Source organism: Corallococcus terminator, assembly GCF_049194865.1.
Taxonomy (GTDB): domain Bacteria; phylum Myxococcota; class Myxococcia; order Myxococcales; family Myxococcaceae; genus Myxococcus; species Myxococcus terminator_A.
Window position 1 is genome coordinate 137,354 of record NZ_JBLZWL010000071.1, and the last position, 18,270, is coordinate 155,623.

Consider the following 18,270-nt stretch of genomic DNA (forward strand, 5'->3'; position numbering starts at 1 on the left):
TCATGACGGCGAAGGCGGCGAAGAGGCGAGGCATGCCGGAGCTGGGGGCGCCAAGGAGGGTGGCGGTGGCGACCGCGCCGGAGCGGGAGGCGCACCATGCGACGCTGCGCGAGGTGCAGTGCTCGGACTGCGCGGTGGGGCTGCTGCGTCAGTACGTGAGCGCGAGTCTGCGCAGACAGCGGAGGGTGGACCCGGAACACCGACGGTTCCACTTGAAGGGCGACGAGGAACTGGAGCTGTCACGGACGACGCCGCTGGCGCTCCAGCTCGTGGGCCTGCGTCGGGAGCGCGGCATCTCAGACGGGTACGAGGACCTGCTGTTCGCGCTCTATGACCCGGCGTTGCTCGTGGAGGCGGACCGGCCCGTGTTGGATGTGGAGGGACTGCGCGAGGAGAACGTGAGGGACGCGCAGGCGTACGTGGACGCGGTGCTGGCGGACGCGCCTCCGACGGACTGGCCATTTCCCGGAGGGGATGTCTCCTGTCCGAAGTGCAAGCACTGGCGCGTGGCGGTGTTCCCCATCACCACGGAGACGGTGTGCGAAGGGACGCACGCCCACGTGAGCGCGATAGCGCCCGGCATCTACAACGCGCACTTCCGCGTCGCGTCGCACCAGGAGGGCGCGGCGGCGTCGCCCGTGCTGCGACTCGCGGAGGACGCGATACCCGTGAGGCGGCGTCACCCCATCGCCGAGCTGCTCAAGCGCGCGCAGGCGGCGCATGACGAGGAGACGGACGAGGCGATTCTGGCGAGCTGGCTCGAGCCCGACGCGCGGGCGACTCCGTCGTGGAAGGAAGCGCTGGTGGACGAGCACCGGAAGCGGCGGGCCAGGGCCGTCCTCGAGGCGTTCCTGACGAGGCTCGAAGCCGAGGAGCGGTGCCTGCGCGTGGAGGACGTGAGTGGAACGGAGACGCAAGACTTCACGGCGCACGGGAACACGCTGTCCCACGTGGAGGTCATGGAGGACGACACGGCTCCGATGAAGGTGGGCCTGCGGTGCGTCTTCAAGGAACCACCGGTGTCTCCACCGAAGTCCCTGCGCCTGACGGCGGAGTCCGTGCTCGTCACGCTCGGCACGGCGAGCACCGCGACCTTCCTTCCACCCGGTGCCCGAGACACAGGCGCCGAGGCTCGTCAGGTGTTCCGCTCACCCGAGGACTTCGAGACCTTCCTTCGGATGGCGATGCTGTCGAAGCGAGCGCTCTGTCCCGCGCGCCAGATGAACCGCACCGTGGCGAGAGGCTGCCCGGTCCAAGCTCGAGGTTTGGAGCCCTGTGACTTCGGAGCGTGTGGCTTCAGGTTCGACTACGTGCAGGCCGAGACGTCGCGCGCGAACATGGAAGTGCTCATGGCCCGCCTGGGGGAGCCCGATGCTCCCCAGGTGCGCGACAGCGGGACACACGGACGCTAGTTGCGAACGGTGGCGTGCTCCTTGGCCCAGTTGAGGGCGAGGTCCGCGACGGCCTCCCAGCCGGGCTGTGCCACGGTGTAGTGCGAGCGGCCCTTGAGCTCCACGTACTCCGTCACCGCCTTCGACTTCGCGTAGCGCTTCACGTTCTCCCGCTGGATTTTCGCCGGGAGGATGATGTCCGAGTCACCCGAGAGGAACAGCAGCGGGGCGCGCTCATCGTTCTTCAGGTTCACGGTGACTTGCGAGTGCGGCGTCAGGTTGGCGAGGGCGCCCTGGAACAGCGCGCGACCCGAGCCCGGCACGTACTGCGTGCGGTACACCTCGTCCGACTCCTCCTGCGTCAGCGTGTTGGTGAAGGCGTAGTGGAACTGCTCGGGCGTCATCGGCGCGGGGCGGTTGACGTTGGCGGGGTTGAGCAGCGTGGACGCCGTCGACTTGATGGTGGTGAAGGGCAGCGTGTAGACGCCCTTCACGGGCGCCGAGTGGATGGCGACGCCGGCCGCGCCTACGCCCCTGTCGAGCAGCATCTGCACGAAGGCGCCACCGAAGGAGTGGCCCATGAGGATGGGCGGGGTGGGCAGCGCGCGGATGATGCGCTCGTAGTGGTCGACGATGGCCTTCACGCCCAGGTTCTCCAGCGGCCTCGGGTCCTTCTGGAGCGCCTCCACGCCGACCTCGAGGCCGGGCCAGGACGGGGCGATGACGCGGTAGCCGGCCTTCGTGAAGCGGTCAATCCACCCCTGCCAGCTGCGAGGCGTCATCCACATGCCGTGGACGAGGACGATGGTGTCGGGCTGGGTCTTCTGGACGGTGGCGCTCATGGTGTGCTCCCTCTTGGGTTCACCGCGTCTTGCGCGGTGTGCGTTGCTGACAAGAGGAACAGTAGAGACTTGGGCCTCCGCGAAAAATGGGGCGCGGGGCAGAGGACTGTTTCCACAACAGAAACAATCCTCCGCGCGGTGGGCCCGCTACTTCGAGGTCGCGCCCAGCTTCTCCAGCATCTTCACGGCGTTGTCGTTCTTGGGGTTGAGCTCGAGCGACTTCTTGTAGTGCCGGATGGCGTCGTCCTTCCGGCCGGCCTCGGCGTAGCCCTCGCCCAGGCTGTCGTGGGCGTTGCCGTCGGTGGGGTACAGCTCCACGTTGGCCTCGAACACCTTGAGCGCGTCGGGCACCTTGCCCGAGCGCATCAGGCCGTAGCCGAGCTCGTTGAGGACGCCAGGGGACACCTGGGTGTCCTCCTTCGTGGCGGTGCTCTTGCGCGTCTTGAACCAGGCGACGGCGGCGTCGGTGCCCTTGAGGCGCGCCAGCAGGTCCGTCGTCATGCCGACGCTGTCGGGGGTGGTGGTGTAGCCCTTCCAGCCGTACTCGGCCATGACGCTCGCGATGAGGCGGTCGAAGAGGCGCGAGCCGTCATCCGAGTTGGTCATGACGACCACGCCGCTGCCCGACTCGAAGGCCATGAGGAAGCAGCGATAGCCCTCGTTACCGCCGCCGTGACCGAACCAGTCCTGCTCGGGACGGCGCATGAAGCCGATGCCGAACGACTCCGACTGGCGCGTGAGCATCTGCTTCGCCATCGACTGGGACACCACGCGGCGGGACTGGCCCTTCGTCGCCTTGGACATCTCCAGCGCGACGCGCGCGAGGTCCGACGGCGTGGTCCACAGGCCGGCGGGGGCCATCTCCGGGTAGGTGTGCCAGCGGCCCTCGATGCTCTTGCCACCGGAGGAGGTGCCGCTGGCGGCGAGGGGCTCCAGGTCCTTGGGCAGCGGCTGCTCGAAGGTGCTGTGCTTCATGCCGAGCGGCCCGAGCACGGTCTCCTTCATGATTTGGGGGAAGGGCTTCTTGAGCTGGTCCACGAGCATCTGCTGGACGATGGTGGTGCCGCCGCCGCTGTAGCGCGTCAGCGTGCCGGGCACGGTGTTCACGCGCACGGCGGGCGAGTTCGCGGGCTTCTCTCCATCCAGAACCTGGAGGGTGGTGGGCACGGGCTCGTTGCTGGCGTAGCCGAGGAAGCCGCTCGCCGTCGTGCCCGCGCTGTGGGAGAGCAGCCGGCGCAGCGTCACCTTCTGCTCCGTGGTGAACTCGTTGTCCGGCACCTTCCAGGAGACGAGCGTGTCGTTGATGTTCGCGTCGAGCGACCACTTGCGCTTCTCCGCGTGGTGCATCGCCGCCATCGCCGTCACCGGCTTGCTGATGGACGCGGCCTGGAAGAGCGTGTCGAGCGTGACGGCGTCGGTGCCGCCCGCATGCTTCACGCCATACCCCTTGGCCCACACGAGCGCGCCCTTGTCGAACACGGCGATGCTCACGCCGGGCACGCCATACAGCTCCATCCACTGCGTGAGCGACAGCTGACGCGGCTCCTCGCCGGGAACGGTGATGGGGGAGAGGCCCTGCTCGACGCGAGCGATGCGGGCGGCCTCGGTGGGGCGAGCCAGCCACTGCGTCGTGGGCTTGCGGGTGTCGGCGGCGGTGAGGAGGCCCAGGGCCACGAGGCCCGAGAGGGCCACGGAGACAAGGCGTGAAGAAGGGGGTCGGTGCATGGAGGGGTTCCCGGGTGTGACTCGTGCGGAGTGCCGCGTCACAGGAGCCCTACGAGTTTCCCCCGGGTCGCTTGCACTCGCTACGTCTTGCGTCGTCACGACCTCGTGGAAACCCCCGAGCGCTCATGCCCTCGTGTGCCAGCCCGTGTCGGCCTGGGAACAGACGCGGCGGGTCCGGCGCGCGCGGCGAACCTGGGAACTCCCCGAATCGAGAATGAAATGACGGTCTCGATTTCCCAAAAGGGAGAGTGACGCATGGGGGGCACGACAGCGCTTCGAGGTGGCTCGTCGACGACTTCTTCATCGGGTACCTCGCAGGCGGATGGGGCCCGGCGCGCGGAGGAGGCGCGACGTCGCGCGGAGGCCGCGAGGAAGGCGGCGGAGGCCGCGCGTCGAGCAGCCGAGGAGGCGCGAAGAGCAGCGGAGGCCGCGCGTCGCGCGCAGCAGAAGGCGCAAGCGGACTCGGCGAAGGCGAAGTCGCGAGCCGAGGCACCGGGACAGACTCCGAGAGAGGCCAAGGCCTCCAGGAAGGAGGCGGTGGAGGCGCAGCGCGCGGAGAAGCTCGCCGCGCAGCGAGCGGCGGGGGCCGATGAAGCGCGGCGGGACGCGGAGGAGAAGTCCGCGCGCTCCGCGCAGCGTGCGCAAGGTGCGATGCAGGAGGCGAACACGCGGGCCGGCGTACAGGGCCTGACGCCTCCGTATGACGAGCAGCGCCTCAAGGGCGCCTCGTCCACTCCGGTGCGGGGTGCGTCGACGTCGAGCTTCGAGGACGCTTCGCGCAACGTGCTGCGCGACAAGCTGTTGGGCAACGTGGCTGCGCCGCCGGAGGCGTCATCGCTGCTCACGGAGGACGCGAAGGACGGCAAGGTCAACTGCCTGGACACGGCGGCGGACTGGGTGGACAAGGCGTCGCCGGAGCTGCTCGCGCGCTCGGAGATGGTCTTCCTGAAGGACCAGCGACCTGGGACGGAAGGACAGACGGGTCACGTGGTGGTGCGCCAGGGCGAGCAGGTGTTGGACCCGACGAACAACACGTCGTACGAGTCCCTGGACGCGTACAAGAAGGCGCAGCCGCAGTACACGGAAGCGGGCACGGTGTCGGCGACGGAGGCGAAGCGCATCTTCGACACGCCGCCCGGCTCACCCGAGCGCGCCGCGGCGCTGGACAAGGCGAAGCTGTCGCCCGAGCTCCAGTCGATGATGGTCGCGGACGCGAGCACGCCGGAGAAGGAGGCGTGGGGCCGCTACGACGCGCACGTGAAGAAGGGCCTGGACCTGAAGGACGTCCCGGGAGGACTGCGCCAGGAGTACCGCGACGACTACAACGCGACGACGCAGCGACTGAAGGACGAGGCGAACAAGGCCTCCGTCGACCGTCTGCGACAGGAACTGGGCGCCACGCCGGAGGGCCAGAAGGCGCTCGCGGACCTGGATGCGCGCGGGGTCGAAGTGAAGGTGGTGGACGACGCGTCCTATGCGGAGCTTCCGGGCGAGAAGACGGAGGGCTACGCGTTGCCGGGTAACGGGGACATCACGCTGCGCCGCTCGGCGGCCACGTCGGACGTCTTGCTGGGGAAGGCCCAGGAGTCGGAGCGGACGCAGGAGCTGAAGCTGCCGACGACGGAGGCGGAGGGGAAGCGGCTGTCCGAGGCGGTGGCGGAGCGCATCAAGGCGACACCGAATCAGCCCGTGGAGTTCGAGGACGGTGGCATCCACATGGTGGCGATGAAGGGGGCCCAGCCCTCCGTCGTCGAGCATGGAGGCAGCTTCGTCGACAACGTGTTGGGGGGCTGGTCGAGGCCGGAGGCGGAGAAGCCCTTCTCCCAGTTGGCGCAGGAAGAGGGGCGCAAGCCCGGGAGCGACACCATCATCAACACCAGCTTCTATGACCTGGCGTTCAACGGCGACAAACCGGTGGGGCAGGTGATTGAGAACGGGAAGGTGATGGGGGGTGAGTCGTCACCGGACCGGTTCTACGCGGCGTGGACGTCGAGTGGCCTGAAGTTCGGGCAGGGAGACCCGCCGGCGGATTCGAAGGTGGCGTTTGGTGGCGCGGTGCCGGTCATCATCAACAACACGCCGTATGGCGTGGGCAATCAGTACAAGCCGGGGACACCCTCCGACGCGCCGCTCACGGGAGACCCCGGGGCGTATGCGTCCCAGTTGACGCAGAGGAACAACGAGAGCTTCAAGGCGCAGGACGCGCGGGGTGACGAGGTCGGGAAGGTCATCGTCGGTTACGACCGGGACACGGGCACGACATATGTCGTCGCGCAGGACGACGGGGCGAAGCCGGGCAAGACGCTCTCGGAGATTCGCGACGCGCTGGTGAAGCTGGGGGTGGATGACGCGGTGTCGTTCGATGGCTCGGACTCGGCCACGCTGGTGCGAGATGACCAGGTGAAGGTGGACCCTGGGGCCATGAAGGACCGGACCATTCCCTACGGGCTCAAGCTGAGCCTGCCGTGAGGTGAGGGGTGGGGGGGCCCGGGTGGGTGCCGGGTCCCCGAAAAATAATCCCCGATGTAACCGTGTGGGCGCTTCTGGCGAAGAAGGGGTGTCTGTCCCTCATCGCTTTCGGAGGAAGTGCCCATGAATTCGCTGACCAAGGTGGATGGCCGTTCGACGATTCGCCAGCCGGGCCCGAAGACCAGTGACGCGCAGCGCGCGGACGAGGCCCGCAAGCAGGCGGAGGCGGCGATCAAGGCCGCGACGGCGGCGCGGGAAGCGGCGAAGACGGCGCGTCTGCAGGCCGGGGCCGCGAAGAGGGCGGAGGCGCAGGCCTCGCGGGCGCGGGAGGAGGCGGAGAAGAAGGCCAAGGCTCCGAAGCAGACGCCGGAGCAGAAGGAAGCGTCGAAGAAGGCGCTCGCGGAGGCGCAGGCGGCGGAGAAGGTCGCCGAGGCGAAGCTGGCCCAGGCGACGGAGAAGTACCAGGCCGCCTCGGCGAAGGAAATTGAGACCGCCCGTCGCGCGGAGCGGGCCAAGCAGAAGGCGAATGAGGCGGCTGGCGAGGCGGGGCAGAAGCCGCCGTATGGCAACAATCCGGAGGTCGGGCCCAACGGGAAGTCGCAGTCGTCCTACGAGAGTGGGCCACGCCAGTCAGCGGACATGGAGAGGATGATGGGCCGGACGCAGTCCGCGAGCACGATGCAGTCCGCGTACTCGGACATGCCGATGATGAAGCCCTCGGAGATGATGCAGGCCGTGAGCGTCTGAGCGCGGCTCCGCTCACTTCGGCGTGGTGTGGTCCAGGACTTCCTTCCAGGCATCGAGTGCACGGTGCACATCCATGCGCTCCGCGGCGGTCTCCGCTTTCAGCGCGAGGATGTGGATGCGGACCAGCGACTCCTCGATGGTCAGGGGGAACTCATGTCTGGCCGCGCGTTCGATGTACATGGCCTTGAATTGGGTGAAGCGGCGCGCCAGCTTGTCATCGCTGGGCGTCATGTCGGGGGTCGTGAGCATCACCAGCACACGCGGCCCCGGCGCACGAAGGGTCACCACGGGCGGTGGCGTGGGCGCGGAAATCGAGTCCTTTGGCGCGGCGGTTTCCGGCGCGGGCTTGGAGTCGTGGAGCGTGCTCAGCTTTCGGGCCAGCGTGGAGATGGACGCGCTCACCCGTGAGCTCTCGGCTTTCGTTCCCGCCTGGAGTGCGCGTGCGTGGACGCGCTTGAGCCCTAGCTCGAACTCGGCGGATGGGGCGCGACCCGAGGTCTGCTTCAGGTAGCGCTCCTCGAGGTTGTAGATGCGCTGGACCAGCTTGAGGTCCCACGCCGTCGTGCTGCGAGGGAGAAAGGCGGCGGGGTGTCTCGGCGTGGCGGGCCGCTCGTTGGTGGCGGGTGCTGTGGAGAACGGGGTGGGGGCGTGCCCAGCGGAGACCGTGGGTGTGGCTGGCGCCTTGAGCACCGTCGGGGCGTTCTCCTCGGAGCCAGCAGACGTGGCCGGGGCCTTGCGCGCCAGCGAGGTCGAGGGTTGTGCGCTCCCCTCGGCGACAGCGGGCGTGGGTGGAGTCGCGCTTCGCGAGTCGGGACGCGCGGCGTTGGCGGTGGGAGGTTGCGCGGAGGTGGGCGTGCCGTCGGTGCCTGGAGTGGTGTCCGCCGAGGCCTTGAGCGTGGGAGGCGGCGGAGCAGGAACGGGCGCTTTCTCCGGAGCCATCTGACGAGGCGCATCCGCCCTGTTGGCGGTGGCCGCGACAGGCGGGGTCTCCGAGATGGAGGTGCCTCCGGGCTTCCAAGGCGAGAGGAGGAGCGTTGCCACCGCGCCGGTGGTGAGGAGCGCGCCGCCGACCGCCATCCAGACGCGTCCGCGTCGTGCCTTGGCACGGGCGAATTTCCCCCGGGACCAGGTGGAACTCGTATCGCCTTCACGAGTGACGGGTTGGAGACCCCCGGTCGGTTCGTTGCCGAGCGGAGGGCGGACGGTGGGCGGAACGCGTCTCAAGGCCTCGCGCACGGCCTCGGCGGATTCCGGGCGCATGGCGGGGTCCTTGGCGAGCAGGTGCAGGACCAGTGTGTCGAGCTCGGGAGGGAGGCCGGGCACCCGCGAGGAGGGGAGCGGCGGGGGCTGCTCGACATGGGCGAAGAGGACCTGGACCTGTTCGCCCTTGAAGGGGCGCTCACCGGTCAGCATGTGGAAGGCCATGATGCCGACGGCGTAGAGGTCGGTCGCGAAGGAGACGGTGGTTCCGCGAATCTGCTCGGGGGCCATGTACTCGGGGGTTCCGAGGATGGTGCCGTCGACGGTGGTGGGGCCGTCGTGGCTCCGCACCAGCTTGGCGATGCCGAAGTCGACGAGCCTGACGACGCTCGAGCCGTCGAGGGCCTCCGCGAGGAACACGTTGCCGGGCTTCATGTCCCGGTGCACCACGCCCGCCTTGTGAGCGGCTCCGAGCGCCGAGAGAATCTGGTCGAGAATCCAGACAGTGGTGTTGGGGTCCAGACGCCCGAGTTGCTTGAGGGCCTCCGAGAGGGACTGGCCGCGCAGCAGCTCCATGATGATGTAGGGCCGCGAGTCGGGCAGGCGTCCGAACCCAAAGATGTCGATGATGCCCGGGTGGCGGATGGAATTGACGGCGCGCGCCTCGATGAGCAGCCGTTCCACCTGCTGCTGGGAGACGTGTTCGGCGCGGAGCACCTTGATGGCGACTTGTTTGCCAATCAAGGGATGGACGGCGCGATAGACGACGCCCATGCCTCCTTCACCGATGCGCTCCTCGATGATGAAGTCATTGACCTGCGTCGAAATCAGCGAGTCCTTGACCCGTGGACCTCGTTCCCTCCGCGTCGTCTGGCTCGTGTCCATCTGTCTGGATGGAGAGCCTAGTGCCGACGTGTAAGGCTCTACAATCTAAACGAGGCGAGAGGGGGCGCTGCCAGTGTTAGACTTTGACCACCCTGGATTGTGCGAGGCCTCTCCTGTTGCAAAAGAGGCCCCGCAGGTTGCCACAATCTGGCGGGGCTACCGCTCAAGATGCTCCTGCGAGTGAAGGGGACCGCCAGCCGAAGGCGGGAACCCTCCACCTCACCGAGTGGGCAGCTCGCGGAACGTGAGGCCCGTCAGTGAGAGGTTGTGGACCGCCTCCACGAAGCGCTCGGTGCCGATGACCATGGTCGCGAAGTTTCCCACGCGGAACAGGTCGATGTCGGTCGGAAGCGAGGCCCCATCGAGGATGGGAGCTTGTGGCCGAGAGAGGGCGAATCGGCCGCAGGTCTGACATGGAGGGGGGACGTCGGAGGGGATGCAGTCTGGATGCAGCCGGCCATGAGGCTCCAACTGGAGCTCCAGCAACTCGGGAGGGTTCTTCTTCCGCCAGCGCAGCTCCGTACGACAGCCCCTCAGTCCGAGTGGATGCAGGGCCTGGAGTCGTTCCAGCGCGTCACGGTGCATGAGCAGCACGTCGATGAGCCACGCGAAGTCAGCCAGGTTGCCGGAGGCGGTGCCTACCAGCGGGCCGAATCTCGTACCGGGCGGGAGCGGGGCGTGCGCGGGTGCGAGAGAGCGTACCTGTTCACGCAGGCGTGCGAACTCGATGAAGGGCTCGGGCCGGGCTCGTTCGTAGGCCTGCTGCTCGGGAAGCGCTGAGAGGTCGACGCAGGGGTACGTGTGCCCTGCTCCGCTCCAGGTGATGCCGCACGTGTGGCACTTCGCCCCAGGCAGCTTCCACTTGTGCGCGCCGTGGACTTCGCCTCCGTGCTGCTCGGCGACATCGTCGTCCTCACGTACCCAGAAGAACCGGCTCATCCGTGCTCACGCTCCTGGGCGGGAATAGTAGTTCTGGATGGGGCCGCCCAAGAGCTGGAAGCGGTAGATGAGCTCTCCTGCGTGCTTGAAGATCTGCTCGGGACTGGCGTTGGGTTCATCTCGTTTGAAGTCCCGCCACGCCTGGTTCCATTGCCCTCCGCGTGGGCCCACCTTGTGAATCCGGTGATGGAGGTCTCGGGGGATGGGCATGGTGTAGTGGTGGATTCTGACGCCTTGTCCCTCGAACCACTCTTTCAGTTCCTGCTGCTGGGGAAAGATGTGGTGTCGCTCCCATTGTCCCGGTGAGAGCTGGCGGGAAGGTGGAACGAGTCGCTCGGGAGCGCCGTTCCAGTTGGGGAACACCATGAGGGCTCCGCGAGGGAGTCGCTGTCCTCCACCCCAGTTTCGTCGAGGCCCCATGCCTGGAGCAGCCGCGGCTGCGGGTGGTCGCGAGGGGGGAAATCGCGCCAGCTCGATTTCGCTGGGGGTGTCCTCACAGCGGTAGAAGCCGCAGAAGTCACCCAGGCAGAGCAAGGTGATGCACTGGTCCTGACCGGGGTTGTGGCACTCCTCTGCGGCCTCGGCCCATTTCTGTTGCAGGGGGGCGCGGGAGACATTGGCGCAGCCTATCCAGGCAGACGTGAGGAGTAGGAGCAGCGCGATGGGGTGCGAGCTCATGAACATGAGGGCTTAAGCAAGGGTTGACTGTATAGGCCGGTACGGCGATGCGCCTGCGGAGCCAGCAGCTCTATGTCTGACGGAATGCTCCGGCGCCCGCTTTCGTGGAGGTCTCTCGTTCAATGTTCCCGAAGAGAGGTTCCGGTCGCTGGCCCCAGTCGAGAATGCTTCCAGTGGGAAAGGTCCTGCTTGAGCACGTCACAGTCCTCCACGGTGAGCGCGGCCCCGATGCGCTGCCGGATCGCGTGCAGTTCATTGAGTGCGGGAGAGCCATTTGCGACCGCTCCCACCTTCGCGCGCAGAACCTGCTCCGCCTGGAAGCTCTCGGCGGTGAGTCTGACCTGCAGCGGCCTCACGGCTTCGTTGACCTTTGGTGGGATGGGCGAGGCGGCGCTCGGAAGCGAGGGTGAGGCCTTCTTGGATGCGGGAACCTGAGTGCTTGGCTCCGGTCTGGTGAGGATGACCTGGGAGGTCTTCGGCTCCTTCACCACGGGCTTCATGTCCGGTTCTGTCCGAGTGTCCCCATTGGGCAGGGGTGTCGTCGCGAGCCCGCTTGGAGTGACCTTGCGGGGTGCTTTCTGCTTCTGTGCCACAGGCTGGGCGTCCGTCTCCGTTCGAGTGTCCTCATTGAGCAGGGACGTCGTCGCAAGCTTGCCTGAGGCGAGCTCGCCCTGCTCCTGGCCCGGGAGGTCGGTACGACTGGCGGAGGAAGTGGCTTCAGGCGCGAGGGGGCTGGACACGGTTGCGATGGACGGCGGTGTTTGGGGCACCACCACCCTGTCCTGCTCCGGTGCGGCCTGCCTCTCCGGCACCCAGGTACTTCCCCTGCCCAGGAGGAACGCCCCGCCCGCAACGCCCGTGACCAGAAGCGCGGCCACGGGCCATGCGCGAAACCATCGGCGCCTTACGGCAGGAGGGACGATGGCCGAGCGGGTCGTTCCAGAAACCGTTTCGAGATGGGTGGAGGAAGTCGCTGGTTCCTGGAGAGGAAGGAGTTGTGCGGCTTCGGCCTTGGGAATCCGCTGCAAAGCCTGTCGCACGGCCTCGGCGGACTCCGGGCGCATGGCGGGGTCCTTGGCGAGCAGATGCAGCACCAGCGTGTCGAACTCAGGAGGGAGGCCGGGCACTCGCGAGGAGGGAAGCGGTGGTGGCTGCTCGACATGCGCGAAGAGGACCTGGACCTGCTCGCCCTTGAAGGGACGCTCACCGGTCAGCATCTGGAAGGCCATGATGCCGACGGCGTAGAGGTCGGTCGCGGACGAGACGGTGGTTCCGCGAATCTGCTCGGGGGCCATGTACTCGGGGGTTCCGAGGATGGTGCCGTCGACGGTGGTGGGGCCGTCGTGGTCCCGCACCAGCTTGGCGATGCCAAAGTCGACGAGCCTGACGACGCTCGAGCCGTCGAGGGACTCCGCGAGGAACACGTTGCCGGGCTTCATGTCCCGATGCACCACGCCCGCCTTGTGTGCGGCCCCGAGCGCCGAGAGAATCTGGTCGAGAATCCAGACGGTGGTGTTGGGGTCCAAGCGTCCGCGCTGCTTGAGTGCCTCCGAGAGGGACTGGCCGCGCAGCAGCTCCATGATGATGTAAGGCCGCGAGTCGGGCAGGCGTCCGAACCCGAAGATGTCGATGATGCCCGGGTGGCGGATGGAATTGACGGCGCGTGCTTCGATAATCAGCCGTTCTACCTGCTGCTGGGAGACGTACTCGGCACGGAGCACCTTGATGGCGACTTGTTTGCCAATCAAGGGATGGACGGCGCGATAGACGACGCCCATGCCTCCTTCGCCGATGCGCTCCTCGACAAGGAAGTCATTGACCTGTTTCGAGATCAGCGAGTCATTGACCCGTGGACCTCGTTCCCCCCGCGTCGTCTCTCTCATATCGGCCTGGGCGGACCCTAGTGTCGACGTGTGAGGCGCTTCAATCAAAACGAGGCGAGAGGTGTTGGCACCAGAAATGTCAGACTTCGACCACCCGGGGATATGCGAGGACTCTCCTGGAGCAAAAGAGACCCCGCATATGTCGCCCCGGACTGGCGTGGTACCCGGGTGGCTACTCCGCCTTCCCACCCGTCCGCTGCCAGAACTCACGCACCAGAATGGTCGCGAAGCGCGAGTCATTCAGGATGTACCGGCGCCACAGGCGCTTGGGTTCATTCACCAGGCGGTACAGCCACTCGAAGCCCGCGTTGGCAATCCACTGCGGCGCGCGCTTGGCCGTGCCGGCGATGAAGTCGAACCCCGCCCCGATTCCAATCGCCACGGTGGGCCCCAGCTTCCCGGCCACCTGCGAAATCCACACCTCCTGCTTCGGGCTCCCCAACGCCACGAAGAGCAGGTGCGGGTCCTTCTCCCGAATCTTCGCCACAATCGGGTCGTTCTGCGCGTCACCCGCGTCCGTCTTCACCATCGGCGAGTCCCACCCCACCACCTCCACGCCGTACTGCTCGCCCACCTGCTTCGCCACCTTCTCCGCCACCCCAGGGCCCGCGCCGAGCAGGAACACCCGCCACTTGCGCTCCGCCCCCAGCTTCATCAGCGGGAGAATCAAGTCCGAGCCAGCGATGCGCTCGGGCAGCGTCACGTCCATCGCCTTCGATGCCCAGACAATCGGCATCCCATCCACCACCGAAATCGTGGCGCGCGAGTACGCCTCGCGGAACTGCGCGTTGTCCTCGGCCAGCACCACGTGGTCCACGTTGGCCGTGAACACGTAGCCGCCCTGGTGCAAATCAACCAGGCGCCCAATCTGCTGCACGGCGTCCTCGAACGTCAGCTGGTCGATGGCCAGCTGGCCAATGTGCAGGCGCGGGCGGCCCGTGGTGAACGGCGTCGGCTTCGGAGTCTCGGAGGTCGCGGCACTCATGGCTTCTTCACCGTCAAATCAAGCACTGTCATCGAGTAGGGCGGCAGCCGCTGCGTCAGCGTCCCCGCCGTCTTGCTTCCAGCCGGCTGCTCCAGGAATCCACCCGGCGCGCCCGAATACCCCAGCACGCGCGCACCCTCGAGCGTCCCACAACCCTTCAACTCCACGCGCGCCTGCGCGGCCTGGTCCGGGTCGAAATTCAACACCACCGCCACCACCTTCGTCCCCGACTCGTCCCGCGAGGCGAACACGCTGGTGCCCTCCTCCGCCTTCGCCGGCACCCAGTAGTCCTGGAAGTGCCCACCGCGCCCGTCGAAGTCCCTGAACGCTCGAAACGCCCAGAACACCGGGCTGCCCTTCGTCGGGTACTGCCAGAAGTAGGCGGAGTAGATGTTCTCCTGCGCGAAGCGGCCCAGCGCCTCGGCCTGCGCCAGTCCGCCGCTCATGTGGCCGAACGCGCCGAAGTTGTACTCGCCGATGGAGATGCTCCGGCCCGGGTAGTTCTGCGCAATCCACTCCTTGAGGCGCGGCAAGAGACGCACGGGCTCGGCAATCCAGGACTCGTCCTTGTACGTCGGGTCCCACAGGCCCCGAGTCGACCGGATGCGCCGCGCGTTCGTCTCCGGGTCCGTGTTGCCTTCCAGCCCCACGCCGACGTTCGTCTGCGGGTAGAAGTGCACGTCCACCACGTCGAGGATGCGCACGCCCGTCTTCTTCTCGTGCTCGCGCAGCTGCCGCAGGTACCACGGCAGCAGCGGCACATCCCCGTGCGCGCGGCGGTCCGAGTGCGGCGCCTTGCCCGGCGCGAAGTCCGCCGCCGACCAGAGGTAGTTCGTCCAGCCCCACTCGGCTGGGCCCGCGATGAGCGCGTCCGGGTCCGCCTTCCTCACCGCGGTGCCGTACGCAATCGTCCGGGACAACAGCCCGTCGTACGTGAGCGGCTCCGGGAAGACATCCCGGTGCGTCGAGTTCCAGAGCATCGGCTCGTTGTCCAGGATGTACATCCGGACGTTGCGCTCGCCCCCGCGCGATATGTCCCGCTCGCGGATGGCGCGGACCCACTCGGCGACGAACTCAGGCGACGCCTCGGTGCTCGTCTGGGAGGGCGCGCCCGGCTTCAACGGTGTGCCGTCGCGCGTGACGCCGTTGCCGGAGCCGTTGTCCTCGCCGCGCTGCGGGCCGAACTTCGACACCGGGAAGCCCACGGACTTCGTGTCCTTGGCCACCCAGCCGAGCAGCGGCACCGTGACGGCGGACATCATGCCGTGCTTCCGGTTGGAGTCGATGAAGTCCTGGTAGCTCAGGCCGATGTCCACGTTCTGGAAGAACCAGTCGTTGGCCGTGTTCCACGCGCCGCCGAGCTTCCAGTTGTAGCGGGACGTGGGGTTGCCACCCCAGCGGCGCGTCGTCGCGCCCATCTGGTACTGGTGCTGGTCCTTCTTCTCGCGCAGGCCATCCATGGCGATGCCGTAGATGAGCGGGCTGATGCGGTGGCCCGGCGCGGTGCAGTCGATGGTCAGCTTCGTCTCTCGCCCGGTGCCCTTGCCGGTGCGGCCGCCGCCCGCGGCGAGCGCGGCGGCGACCTCCGGCGGCAGCGGCACCAAGGACACCTTGTCGAAGAGCACCCAGTCGCGCCCCACGTCCTTGGAGGCGCGCAGCACCACGCGGTCGAACGCCTCGCCGCGCGGGTTGAGCAGCTCCATGGGGATGAGGATTTCAGACCACTCGCCGTCCTTGCGGACCTGGAGCTCGGACGTAATCGGGATGCGCGGGAAGGAGGTGTTGCCCTGCGCGTCCAGCCGCACCTCCAGGAACTCGCCGTAGGACTCGGGAGCGCTGAGGCGCAGGGACAGCGCGCCGAACGAGCCCTCCAGCTTCGGGCGGTACAGAATCCACCCGCCGTAGTTGAACAGGCGCATGCGCGCCGGAGCGCCCCGAGGCAGCTCGCGCGGCGCCCAGCCGATGTCCTTCCACCCGGTGCCCAGGCCCCCGTCGTAGAGCGCCTCCAGCGTGGCGGCCTTCTCCGTCGGAGCCGCACCGGCCGAGGGCTTCGCGTCGCCAGCCGTCTTCTGTGCCGAGGGCTTCGCGTCGCCAGCCGTCTTCTGTGCCGCGGGCTTCGCGTCGCCAGTCGTCTTCTGTGCCGCGGGCATCGTGTCGCCAGTCGTCTTCTGTGCCGCGGGCTCCGCGCCGGAGCCACCCGTACCGTCGGCTTGAGCCTGGAGTCCCCGCGCCACCGCCACCGTGCCACCGGCCACGAGGGCGCACGTCAACACGGCCGCGCCCGCCTTCTTCCGCGCACCCTTCACACCGTCCACCATGAGCTTCATCTCCCCCGGGCCCGCAGTGAAGCGGACCTCACAGCACCACGTCGTCGGTGTCCTTGCGCGGGAAGACGCGGGCGGGAATGCCCACGGCCACGCTGTCCGGCGGGACGTCCTGGAGCACCACGGCGTTCGCGCCAATCCGCGAGCGCGCGCCAATGCGCACCGGCCCGAGGATGCGAGCCCCGGCCCCAATCCACACATCGTCCTCGATGGTCGGGTAGCCGTTGTCCTTGGCGGTGCCCACGGTGTTGTTGCCGTAGAAGCGCACCCTGTCGCCGATGCGCGCGTCGCCGCCAATCACGATGCCCAGGCTGTGCACGAAGTACACGCCCTTGCCGAGCGTGACTTCCTTGCCAATCTCAATCCCCAGCACCGCCGTCTGCGCCACGCGCAGCACGTGGTTGACCAGGGGGATGTGGTAGTCGAGCGCGGCCTCGCGGGCGCGGTTGAGCGCCGTGATTCGGTACGAGTCGCTGGTGAGCACCACCTGCGCGATGGACTTCGCGCCGGTGTCTCCGTTGTTCGCGGCCTTCGCCAGCTCCAGCGCATCGGAGACCAGCGCGCCGAGCATCGAGCGCTTCGACTTCATGATGTTCATCGACTCCCTCCGCCCTGAAGATAGCGAGCGACCTCGCGGGCGATGCCAGTCCATCCACCGGCCTCGTTGCGAGCGCCGCGCAGGTACTCCATGCCGTACACCACCGACGTGCCAGCGAACGCGGCCTTCTCCAACCCCAGCTTGTCCGCCGCCTTCGCCGCGCGCATCACCGCGCCCGTCAACAGCCGCGTGGCCTCGGGAGCGACGACGGTCGCCGCGAGCAGAGGGCGGGCCAGCGGGTTCGTCTCGAACAGGAGCCGCCACGGATTCAAGCCGCGCACGTCCGGGTGCTTGCGCGCCACCTGCGTGTCGAACATGCCGTAGCGGTGCGCGCGCTTGAGCCAGCGCTCGAAGGACACGTGGTCGCTGCCGTGCAGCACGTACGCGGAGCTGGCGAAGACGAAGGAGCAGCCGGCCTTCTCCAGGCGCACGCCCAGCTCCACGTCCTCGGACTGGCCCAGGGACTTGTCGAAGCCGCCCACGCCCACGTAGTCCTCGCGGTGGAAGGACACGTTGCCGGTGTACAGGTGGTTGCCGTGCGCGCGCGCTCCGGGGACGGAGAGCTCCTCCGCCATGCGGTGGTTGAGGTACGCGTACCAGCGCTCGAACAGCGGCATGTCGCCGATGGACGGGTCGGGCCGGATCCGTCCGAGCACCACGTGGCGCGAGCCCTCCGGGTGGTGATCCAGGTGCCGTTCCAGGAAGTCGTTCGCCACCTGCATGTCGTCGTCCGTGACGAGGACGACCTCCCCGCGCGCGGCCAGCACGCCCCGGTGCCGGGCGGCGGCGGCGCCCGCGTTGGCTTGCACCTCCACGCGCAGGGCGTAGGGCAGCTTCGCGGCGAGGGCGACGAGCGGCTCCTTCACCGGCTCCTTGGAGCCGTCATCCACCACCACGACTTCGAACCGCTCGGGAGGGAGCGTCTGGGTGGCGAACTGCTCCAGCAGTCGGGAGATGAGGGGGAGCCGGTTGTAGGTGGCGACGACGACGCTGAGACGGGGTGACGGGGCGTCAGAAGACGTCATGGCTTCTTCTTCCTGGACGACGAGGCCCGGCCCTTCTTCTTCGGCCGAGGGAAGGTGACGCTGCCCACGAAGCGGTCCGCGCCGATGAAGTCCATCGTCTTGCGAGCCGAGCCGAAGTCCGTCTCCCCCAGGGTGACGCACAGGAGGACGCCGTCGGAGGCGAGCGCCAGGGGGAGGCTGGCGGGGCGGGTGAGGATGGAGTCGATGACGGCCACGACGCGCTCACCCCGGGCGACGCGCTCGCGCAGCTCCAGCACGCGGCGAGGCGCGTCCGCGGGGGAGATGCGGGTGGCGTCTTCCAGGTGGATCTTCTGCGTGGCCGCGTATGGGGCGCCGGCCTCCAGGATGGCGGTGGCGGCCTCCATCGCGGGGGCGCCCGGGTGGGCGGGGACCACGGTGAGATAGGCCCAGCCGGTGCGCTCCAGGGCGAACCACAGCCGTTGCAGCGCCGGGGAAGGCACGGTGCTGTCGGGAACCTCGGCGTCCGAGGGAGTGGAGGGTGCGCTGGAATCGGCCATGGAGCGCCGCCCGGTATAGCGCAACGCATGGCGTCGGCCCAACGACCTGCCCGGGCGGGCA

At 68.0% G+C, this 18,270-nt stretch carries 14 protein-coding genes; 3 read left to right on the forward strand and 11 right to left on the reverse strand.

All coding sequences use genetic code 11. The features are described 5' to 3' along the window. The first annotated feature begins 2 nt into the window (after positions 1-2). Positions 3-1,412, forward strand: a complete 1,410-nt coding sequence (locus tag ACN469_RS22405; RefSeq protein WP_498770779.1) for a hypothetical protein — start codon at positions 3-5, stop codon at positions 1,410-1,412. Here ACN469_RS22405 and ACN469_RS22410 read toward each other — a convergent pair. Together ACN469_RS22410 and ACN469_RS22415 are read right to left on the reverse strand one after the other, a co-directional pair. After that, the gene (locus tag ACN469_RS22410; protein ID WP_498770780.1) at positions 1,409-2,233 is read right to left on the reverse strand and encodes an alpha/beta hydrolase; all 825 of its coding nucleotides are present in this window, start codon (positions 2,231-2,233) and stop codon (positions 1,409-1,411) included. The two genes, ACN469_RS22405 and ACN469_RS22410, sit on opposite strands and share 4 nt — an antisense overlap. Before the next feature lie 147 nt (positions 2,234-2,380). Beyond that, complete coding sequence (locus tag ACN469_RS22415) at positions 2,381-3,958, reverse strand: serine hydrolase (RefSeq protein WP_498770781.1); 1,578 nt, start codon at positions 3,956-3,958, stop codon at positions 2,381-2,383. Between the two features lie 255 nt (positions 3,959-4,213). Here ACN469_RS22415 and ACN469_RS22420 point away from each other — a divergent pair, with 255 nt between their 5' ends. Both ACN469_RS22420 and ACN469_RS22425 read left to right on the forward strand, forming a co-directional pair. After that, entirely contained in the window at positions 4,214-6,427 is a 2,214-nt protein-coding gene (locus tag ACN469_RS22420; RefSeq protein ID WP_498770782.1) for a phosphodiester glycosidase family protein, read from the forward strand. A 123-nt stretch (positions 6,428-6,550) separates the two neighbouring features. Further along, on the forward strand, positions 6,551-7,174 hold the full coding sequence (locus ACN469_RS22425; protein WP_498770783.1) for a hypothetical protein: 624 nt from the start codon (positions 6,551-6,553) through the stop codon (positions 7,172-7,174). Between the two features lie 12 nt (positions 7,175-7,186). Here the strand turns inward: ACN469_RS22425 and ACN469_RS22430 are convergent, their stop codons facing one another. The 9 genes from ACN469_RS22430 to ACN469_RS22470 all read right to left on the reverse strand — a co-directional run bounded on the left by ACN469_RS22430 (position 7,187) and on the right by ACN469_RS22470 (position 18,209). Then, the gene (locus tag ACN469_RS22430) at positions 7,187-9,259 is read right to left on the reverse strand and encodes a serine/threonine-protein kinase (RefSeq protein WP_498770784.1); all 2,073 of its coding nucleotides are present in this window, start codon (positions 9,257-9,259) and stop codon (positions 7,187-7,189) included. A gap of 219 nt (positions 9,260-9,478) precedes the next feature. Further along, the gene (gene sitI6 / locus ACN469_RS22435) at positions 9,479-10,198 is read right to left on the reverse strand and encodes a SitI6 family double-CXXCG motif immunity protein (RefSeq protein ID WP_498770785.1); all 720 of its coding nucleotides are present in this window, start codon (positions 10,196-10,198) and stop codon (positions 9,479-9,481) included. Between the two features lie 6 nt (positions 10,199-10,204). Beyond that, positions 10,205-10,876, reverse strand: coding sequence for a SitA6 family polymorphic toxin lipoprotein (sitA6, locus tag ACN469_RS22440; protein ID WP_498770786.1), 672 nt, complete (start codon positions 10,874-10,876; stop codon positions 10,205-10,207). Positions 10,877-10,995: 119 nt separating this feature from the next. Next, positions 10,996-12,807 (reverse strand): serine/threonine-protein kinase, encoded by a 1,812-nt coding sequence (locus tag ACN469_RS22445; protein WP_498770787.1) that lies wholly within the window; start codon positions 12,805-12,807, stop codon positions 10,996-10,998. A 124-nt stretch (positions 12,808-12,931) separates the two neighbouring features. Then, positions 12,932-13,744, reverse strand: a complete 813-nt coding sequence (gene epsA / locus ACN469_RS22450) for an exopolysaccharide biosynthesis glycosyltransferase EpsA (RefSeq protein ID WP_498770788.1) — start codon at positions 13,742-13,744, stop codon at positions 12,932-12,934. Beyond that, a complete protein-coding gene (gene epsB, locus ACN469_RS22455) occupies positions 13,741-16,062 on the reverse strand; it encodes a GH44 family glycoside hydrolase EpsB (protein WP_498770789.1) in 2,322 nt (773 codons plus the stop codon). Before epsB ends, epsA begins: the two co-directional genes overlap by 4 nt. 37 nt (positions 16,063-16,099) lie before the next feature. Continuing rightward, entirely contained in the window at positions 16,100-16,657 is a 558-nt protein-coding gene (gene epsC, locus ACN469_RS22460) for a serine O-acetyltransferase EpsC (protein WP_498770954.1), read from the reverse strand. Positions 16,658-16,662: 5 nt separating this feature from the next. Next, positions 16,663-17,691: an exopolysaccharide biosynthesis glycosyltransferase EpsD gene (gene epsD, locus ACN469_RS22465; RefSeq protein WP_498770790.1), complete on the reverse strand. Its 1,029-nt coding sequence runs from the start codon at positions 17,689-17,691 to the stop codon at positions 16,663-16,665. Next, a complete protein-coding gene (locus ACN469_RS22470; protein WP_498770791.1) occupies positions 17,688-18,209 on the reverse strand; it encodes a hypothetical protein in 522 nt (173 codons plus the stop codon). Before ACN469_RS22470 ends, epsD begins: the two co-directional genes overlap by 4 nt. Positions 18,210-18,270: the final 61 nt, after the last annotated feature.

Excerpts from the sequence above, each read along its gene's own strand:
- ACN469_RS22405 (WP_498770779.1), top strand. The coding sequence starts at position 3 with ATGACGGCGAAGGCGGCGAAGAGGCGAGGCATGCCGGAGCTGGGGGCG.
- ACN469_RS22410 (WP_498770780.1), bottom strand. The coding sequence starts at position 2,233 with ATGAGCGCCACCGTCCAGAAGACCCAGCCCGACACCATCGTCCTCGTC.
- ACN469_RS22415 (WP_498770781.1), bottom strand. The coding sequence starts at position 3,958 with ATGCACCGACCCCCTTCTTCACGCCTTGTCTCCGTGGCCCTCTCGGGC.
- ACN469_RS22420 (WP_498770782.1), top strand. The coding sequence starts at position 4,214 with ATGGGGGGCACGACAGCGCTTCGAGGTGGCTCGTCGACGACTTCTTCA.
- ACN469_RS22425 (WP_498770783.1), top strand. The coding sequence starts at position 6,551 with ATGAATTCGCTGACCAAGGTGGATGGCCGTTCGACGATTCGCCAGCCG.
- ACN469_RS22430 (WP_498770784.1), bottom strand. The coding sequence starts at position 9,259 with ATGGACACGAGCCAGACGACGCGGAGGGAACGAGGTCCACGGGTCAAG.
- sitI6 (WP_498770785.1), bottom strand. The coding sequence starts at position 10,198 with ATGAGCCGGTTCTTCTGGGTACGTGAGGACGACGATGTCGCCGAGCAG.
- sitA6 (WP_498770786.1), bottom strand. The coding sequence starts at position 10,876 with ATGAGCTCGCACCCCATCGCGCTGCTCCTACTCCTCACGTCTGCCTGG.
- epsA (WP_498770788.1), bottom strand. The coding sequence starts at position 13,744 with ATGAGTGCCGCGACCTCCGAGACTCCGAAGCCGACGCCGTTCACCACG.
- epsB (WP_498770789.1), bottom strand. The coding sequence starts at position 16,062 with ATGGTGGACGGTGTGAAGGGTGCGCGGAAGAAGGCGGGCGCGGCCGTG.
- epsC (WP_498770954.1), bottom strand. The coding sequence starts at position 16,657 with ATGAAGTCGAAGCGCTCGATGCTCGGCGCGCTGGTCTCCGATGCGCTG.
- epsD (WP_498770790.1), bottom strand. The coding sequence starts at position 17,691 with ATGACGTCTTCTGACGCCCCGTCACCCCGTCTCAGCGTCGTCGTCGCC.
- ACN469_RS22470 (WP_498770791.1), bottom strand. The coding sequence starts at position 18,209 with ATGGCCGATTCCAGCGCACCCTCCACTCCCTCGGACGCCGAGGTTCCC.